Source organism: Deltaproteobacteria bacterium, assembly GCA_003194485.1.
In the GTDB taxonomy this organism is placed as follows: Bacteria; Desulfobacterota; Dissulfuribacteria; order Dissulfuribacterales; family UBA3076; genus UBA3076.
Genome location: PQXD01000002.1, coordinates 179279 through 185947 on the forward strand (window position 1 = coordinate 179279; position 6669 = coordinate 185947).

At 56.7% G+C, this 6669-nt stretch carries 7 protein-coding genes; all 7 read right to left on the bottom strand.

Going from position 1 to position 6669, the window contains the following annotated elements:
• Positions 1-46 precede the first annotated feature (46 nt).
• The 7 genes from C4B57_02220 to C4B57_02250 all read right to left on the bottom strand — a co-directional run bounded on the left by C4B57_02220 (position 47) and on the right by C4B57_02250 (position 6567).
• Positions 47-607 (bottom strand): radical SAM protein, encoded by a 561-nt coding sequence (locus C4B57_02220; GenBank protein ID PXF55838.1) that lies wholly within the window; start codon positions 605-607, stop codon positions 47-49.
• A 34-nt stretch (positions 608-641) separates the two neighbouring features.
• A complete protein-coding gene (locus C4B57_02225) occupies positions 642-2252 on the bottom strand; it encodes an Hsp70 family protein (GenBank protein ID PXF55839.1) in 1611 nt (536 codons plus the stop codon).
• Positions 2253-2258: 6 nt separating this feature from the next.
• Positions 2259-2468 carry a hypothetical protein gene (locus C4B57_02230; GenBank protein ID PXF55840.1) on the bottom strand — a complete coding sequence of 70 codons (210 nt, stop codon included), beginning with the start codon at positions 2466-2468 and terminating at the stop codon, positions 2259-2261.
• A gap of 24 nt (positions 2469-2492) precedes the next feature.
• On the bottom strand, positions 2493-4286 hold the full coding sequence (locus tag C4B57_02235) for a hypothetical protein (protein ID PXF55841.1): 1794 nt from the start codon (positions 4284-4286) through the stop codon (positions 2493-2495).
• 166 nt (positions 4287-4452) lie between these two features.
• Positions 4453-4971, bottom strand: coding sequence for a transposase (locus C4B57_02240; GenBank protein PXF55842.1), 519 nt, complete (start codon positions 4969-4971; stop codon positions 4453-4455).
• A 371-nt stretch (positions 4972-5342) separates the two neighbouring features.
• Positions 5343-6083, bottom strand: coding sequence for a hypothetical protein (locus tag C4B57_02245; protein ID PXF55843.1), 741 nt, complete (start codon positions 6081-6083; stop codon positions 5343-5345).
• A gap of 94 nt (positions 6084-6177) precedes the next feature.
• Positions 6178-6567 (bottom strand): hypothetical protein, encoded by a 390-nt coding sequence (locus C4B57_02250; GenBank protein ID PXF55844.1) that lies wholly within the window; start codon positions 6565-6567, stop codon positions 6178-6180.
• Positions 6568-6669: the final 102 nt, after the last annotated feature.

The window sequence follows — 6669 nt, forward strand, 5'->3', positions numbered from 1 at the left end:
ACAAAATATACCTCTGCATCCAGCGCGAATCGTGGAAGCGTTGATTCTAAAACTTAACAGTTCCCAGACCGCTCTGTACCACCTCCCCGTCTTCGGTGATGATCAGCTCAAGGGCAGGCAGGCTGGAGAAATCGCTCAGGGCGTAGCGGGGACTGAGAATATGGATCGTCTGGCTCGCTGAAGATGGCCAAGCTCCCGGAGGGTTGGCACAGGAGGGATCATAGGGGCCGTCCACAAGAACATCGATGAGGGAGATGAGCCTTTCCCCCTGCGGCAGGCAAAGGATATCCTTCATTGTGCGTCCGGAAAAGAGAAGGATCGACAAATCGGTCTCTTTTCGAACCCTTTCCAGCAGGATCACCAGGCCGGGTATCTGCTCTGTGGGCTCGCCCCCGCTTATGGAGATGCCCTCGATACCGCGAATGGATTTTATCCGGTGAAGGAGGGTTTCAACCGTGATACTCCTTCCCCCGGCCGGGTCCCTAAGCCCTGGATTGAAGCACTCCGGGCACCTGAAAGGGCAGCCCTGGAGCCAGAGCACTGTCCTGACCCCAGGGCCGTTTGCCCTGCTTTTCCTGAGCATGGCGTGGATGCGAAGCACTGCCACCCTGTTTCTCCTTGAAAAATTCGCTCTTGTCCTCTTACCGCAGCTTTATCACGGGATAATCGTCATACAGGAGCTTCTGGGTAAGGATATCCCGTACCGTTACCAGGAGGCGCTTCTGGCCGTCCACCCTGAAGCTCACGGAAAAACGGGGGACCCCGCGCTCCGCCGGGGGGTCTGCCTCTATAAAGGTGGGGTTGTCCTCGTTCATCAAGAACTCCGTGCCTGCCCCGGCCCCGGAGATCCTGGTCTCAAAGACCGCGCCGCCATTGAGATCAAAGACTATCTCCCCCGCCCCTGTTGGCACGCTTTCCTTCTCGGCCACCTCGTATATGTCTATCCCCAAAAACCGCTGCCCGTTCCTGGTAGCCTTCAGGGTCATGCGCCTGAAGTCCTCCCTGGTGGGGTACCTGGTGCCCCTTGGGACCAGGGGGATGAACCTGTGCTCTCCCTTCCCGGTGTCATAGCTCTTGATGGCATAGTCGTGCTGGATGTAGTCGTAGAGGGCCTCCACGTCGCTTGTGAGAAAGCGGCAGGCCCCCCTGGCCACGGCATCGTAGGGCCTGAAGAACCGCACCTTTTCCCCGAACATGGTCCTCACCTGGCGCCTGATGCTGGGGATCAGGCTGCTTCCCCCCACCAGGAGGCAGTCCTTGATATCCTCCTTTCCGTATCCCCTATCGGCTGCCTGGTTCAGGGCCCGCTCCACGGTCTCGTGCACGTGGTGATAGAGACCCCTTTCCTCCATGAGGTCCTCCAGTTCGCCCCGGTGATAGGTCCCCTTGAGGCGCAGTCCGGTGGGGCCGTGGCGTATGTCGTATTTGCACGATGGATGACTGGTGAGGTGCTCCTTGACCTTCTCCACCTGGAGCATGAGCAGGGCGCTGGCCCGGCGGGCATCCAGGGGGTCAATCCTTGCCCTCCTCAGGATGTCGTCGTAGAGCCAGCCGTCTATGGTGCGCCCTCCCAGGCGGCACCCGGCCTTGCCGACGACCCGGCAGCCCCTTCCGCCTTCCACCTGCTCCTCCATCCTCACCATGGAGACATCCAGAGTGCCCCCTCCGAAGTCGAAGATGAGGAAGGTGTCTCCGGGCTGGAGGTGCGTGTCGTAGCCGAAGATGCAGGCGCTGGGCTCGTCGATGAACCGGTACCTCCTCACTCCAAGCTCAAGGCAGGTGTCCGCCAGCCAGTCGGAATAGTCCTCAAAGGCCTCCACTGGCACGGTAAAGGCCACCTCGCACGAGGCAAGGTCCACGTAACCCGATTCTGCAGCAAAGGCCAGGACCTTTTCCAGAAAATCACGGCCTGCCTGAAAGTAGTCCACCTGGGTCCCGTCGGAAAGGGGATACTTCATGTTCCTTCCCTGCTGGATATAGGCCTTGATCCAGCGGAAGGCCCCCCGGCTGTTCTCAAGGGCCTTCTCTATCACCTGAAAGCCGATGTAGTTGGTGAGGCGATCCTCATAGTAGATAAGGGACGGGATGTAGGGGATCTCCCTCACCCTGCCGTCCTGTTCAAAGCGGAAGGGGAGGGTCACGTCCGGGATCTTGTGGAGGGTCACGTCCTTCTCCTCCTCCTCCCAGAAGGCCACTATGGTGTTGGACGTGCCGAAGTCTATGGCCATCTTCCGGTAGCGGAGACGGGGCATGGCGTATCACTCCTGCGTGGTTATCCTGCGGCGGAGTTTTTCTTGAGCCTCTTCCTCGTACATCTCCGATGTCTCCTCCCTGGAAAGGACCTCCCCGCCAAGGTCAAGCTCGAGGTCCCTGGTAATGTCCAGGCACCTTCTGCCCTTTACCCCGCTCACCTCAAAGCTCACCCTGCCTTCAGTGTCTATGATGAACTGGACCTCCTGTATCTCCATTTCTCAGACCTCCTTTTATGATTGTCAATCCTCCATCTCTATCTCCACGTCCGTGGCCCCTGCCTCATAGGCCGTCTCGTGGCTCACAACGATATCGGTTCCGAGGAACTCTCCAAGGGTCAGGAGATACTCCCGTTCCCCTGTCGGCACAAGGCCCTTTAAGATTTCGAAAAAGTCATCCGGTACCTCCGGCCTGTGGTCCGGGTCAGAAAGCCGCCCGGAAGGCATCTCCCTCAGCTCCTCCAGCCCTGCCGGCCCCAGCTCCGCCAGGCGCCTGCTTTTCGGCATCTTAAGCAGGGCCGCCACCCACAGGCAGTGATCGTCCTCGAGCATGGCCCTGTTGGCCGGGCTGAGGGTCCCCGGTCTCAGCATCTCACAGGCAGCCGCGGCCATCCTCACCTGCCAGTATGCGTCTCCGCAGGCCTTGTTGGCCGCATCCTTAAGCAAGGGAGAGCCTTTTTCCGCCAGGGTGATAAGGGCCGCGCTCCTCTTTCGGAAATCCCCGTCCTCAAGCCATTCCTTGAGCCCGGTATCAGTGGAGGGAGGCCTCTTGTCTCCCATGAACATGGGGCGGAAATCCTCGTATATGGCCATGGCAAACGAAGGGGGAAGGCCCTTTTCTTTTTTACCGGAGAGGATGCCCTCGAGCCTTTCCTGAAGCTCCCGGCCATGGGGGTCGGGGTTCTGCCAGCCCGCATCTTCCAGGTACCTGATGACCTTTTCTCCCAGTTCATAGCTGCAGAAGGGGAGGAGAGTGAACAGGCCTCCATAATCCCTGTTTTTCATCAGGATCTCGGCCTGGAGTGCCGCCTCTTTTTCTGTGACGGACCCTTTTCTGGCCCCGCGCTCCGTCCTGAAGACCGCAAGCAGCCTGGTATCCCCGCTCTTCCTGATGCGGGAGGCAATGGCCTCTTTCAGCCCGGAACCGCCACTCTCGTACCAGTAGCGAAGATACGCCTGCTCAAAATCTATATCGTGATAGGCTTCCTGATCCCCGGCAAGAAAATAGAAGATCGCCCGTTCTGAGGCCTCCTGGGGCCGCCAGCCTTTCTCATGGAGGACCCGTACCACAAGGCCCTCCGGGTGCTCGAGGGCAAAAGCCCAAAGTGCCTCCGCGGTCTTGCCCGCTGTATCCATTGCGTAATCCACCGCGGCAAAGACCACGTCCCTGTCTTTGTCCAGGAGACAGGATTGGGTGACCTGCTCCGGGATGTTTTCCCGCAGCCTTTTGCCAGTTTTGAAGGCAGTAAGGCTCCTGAGCTCCAGGGGTCTTGAGGCAATGTAGCCCGCATGGAGGAGGATTGCCTCAAGCCTTTTATCGCGTTTCTCTGCCCACAGTGCGCAGAAGCGATTAATTCCCTCCTGATTGGTCAGGGATAGAATCACCTTTTCTGCATTTTGTGAGATTGTCACATCGCCGTCCTTTGACAATTTAAGCAGTGACTCTATCCCGCGACTATCAGCCTTTGATGGTACATCAAGCCTGTTCTGCTTGAGACATGTCAGATACCTGAGCTCCAGGGGTCTTGAGGCAATGTAGCCCGCATGGAGGAGGATTGCCTCAAGCCTTTTATCGCGTTTCTCTGCCCACAGTGCGCAAAGATGGTCCATAGCCGGTCCCGAGAGATTCAAAAGTGCATACCAGGCTGCTTTTGCCACCTTCCGGTTTTTGTCTTCCAGACAGGTTATAAGGGGCTTGACCGCATGGGATTCTCCTGTCCCTGCCAGGGTCTCGGCGGCCCTTTTCCTTATCAATCCTCCCATGAAGGGAAAGCGGTTGCCAAGCCGCCTTATGGCCTTTTCCGTGGCCTCATCCATGACGTATCCCCTTCTTTTTCATTGCCTTTATTGGTGGATGCGCTTCGCTTATCCACCCTACATAATTCCGATTATCCGTAATTTGTAATAATTTGTAGGGTGGATAAGGAGTGCAACGACGCATCCACCAATTGATATCCACCATTTCCTTGTATTTCCAAAAAAATCATTCCAAATCCATGCCGGCAATTGCCGGCGGCTCCGTCGCACCCCAATCCGCAGGGTACCATCCACGCTCAACCGCCCTTGCAAAGGATGACCACGGCCAGTCGGAAACCCGCCTGACCAGGCCATGCCTGACCGGATTGTAATGGATGTAATCCATGTGATTTCTCCAGTCACTCTCATCCCGGATGAGGTGTTCCCAGAACCGCCTTTGCCACACACTACGCTCGTTACGCTCATTCGTCCGGGCATCAAGGCGGCGGGAGACCATCTTCTTGATCTCACGCCAACGCCCGGAAAAATCCTTGTCATCTTCCGGCAGTTTCCAGATGCAATGGATGTGATTAGGAAGCACCACAATGGCATCTATGCGGAAAGGCCTTTTGCTCATGGTCTTCTGAAATGCCTCCCTGAGTATCTCCACCCGCTCTTCCCGGTCAAACCAGGGTTTACGGTGCCTTGTGACCACCGTAAAGAAATAGGCTGCTCCAGGTATATAGGCTCTCCGGTAATTGCTCATTTATCTTATTGGTGGATGTGTATTGGTGGATGCGCTGCGCTTATCCACTCTACATATGCTACATATGCATCTGCATCATGCCCCTTCATTTATCCATGGCTTGCCTTTACAAACGGGAACCCGTTCAATATCCCGGCCCTTGACCTTCCGGAGGGATACGCGACCGTTATAAACTTTGGTATTGGTGGATGCGCTGCGCTTATCCACCCTACATCTTTATTTTTTTGCGCTATTCGTAGCTATTCGTAGGGTGGATAAGCGCAGCGCATCCACCAATCCACCACAATACGTTGCAGACATGCTTGACGCCGTACGCAGCGTTCAGGCCGTACCTCCTCAAAAATTTTGAAAAATGTAAAATGGTAAAAAAATCATAAGGTAACTGTCCTGGCTGAGCGGAGGCCGTTGAAGACGAAATTCCGGCCCTGCGGGATGATGTCGAACCGGTAGCCGCCACGGAAGCACTTCGTGAAGTTGTGGTTCCACGAGGCGCCGCGCAAAACACGGCCACCATCTGACCCTGGAGCGCTGAAGTCTCCCTTGGCGTATCTCTTGTAAACATCTCTGTCATACAGGTCCCCGCACCACTCCCACAGATTTCCGCTCTGCTGGAAGGTGCCGAAGGGGCTTGCCCCCTCGGGGTGGTCAAAGACCGGGGCCGTTGCTCCACCCGGGCCTTTCTGCCCACTCCAGCAGACCCTTCTCCCATTCTCCCAGTCCTCCCCCCAGGGGTATTTCAGGGCCTTGTATCCCCTGGCTGCAAGCTCCCACTCGGCCTCGGTGGGGAGCCTGAAGCCCGCCCAGGTGCAGTAGGCCATTGCATCGTGCCAGTTCACGTAGCGCACAGGGTGGTCGTCAGGGTCTTTTCGCCAATCGTCTCCGGCATCGTGGCCCGTCTCCTTCACGAACCTCCTGAACTGGGCAACGGTGACGCAGGTTATGGCCATGTAAAAGGGCCTCACAAAGTGGAGGTGGCGGGGGGCTTCAGAACCATAGGCATCCGGGTCGTCCTCCTCGTTGTTTCCCATAAAGAACCAGCCCCCGGGGATGAGCACCATCTCGGTGCCGTCCCTGGGGTTCAGGTAATACCAGGGGATGCGCCTGTTATTCATCTCATTGCCTCACCATGCCCTTTTCTGGTGGATGCGCTTTGCTTATCCACCCTACATCTCAACATGCCCTTTTCTACATCTGATACCCCTTCATTTATTCATGGCTTGCCTTTACAAACGGGAACCCGTTTAATATCCCGGACCTCAATTTTTTGGTTGCCCCATGGGCCAGGTGCCCGTTATAAGAGGCAATTACCTGCTTTATCCCCCTAAGGTCAATATCTCCCCTTGCATACTCCTTCTGCATCTGTTTCAGCCTTGCCTTGAACCGTTTGCCGCACCGCTTTCCTGCCAGCACCTTCCCCGGGTAAAGGCGGAAGCCCAGGAATGTCATGCCCCTTTTGGCCGGGAAGACCACGGTCTTTCGTTCATGCAACTTCAGCCTTATAACCTGCATGAACCGGGTTATCTTTTCAAAGGCTACGTGAAGATGCTCCTTTGAATCAGAGCCCAGGACACGGTGAGTAGCCCGGGGGAATCTCACCCCCAGGCCCTCTCAGAACCCGGCGTGAGCCTCTCAGCTCACCGGGCTCCCATCATCCAGCCGTCGGTTTTACACCCATTTGCCAGTGCGGAAATAGCTGGG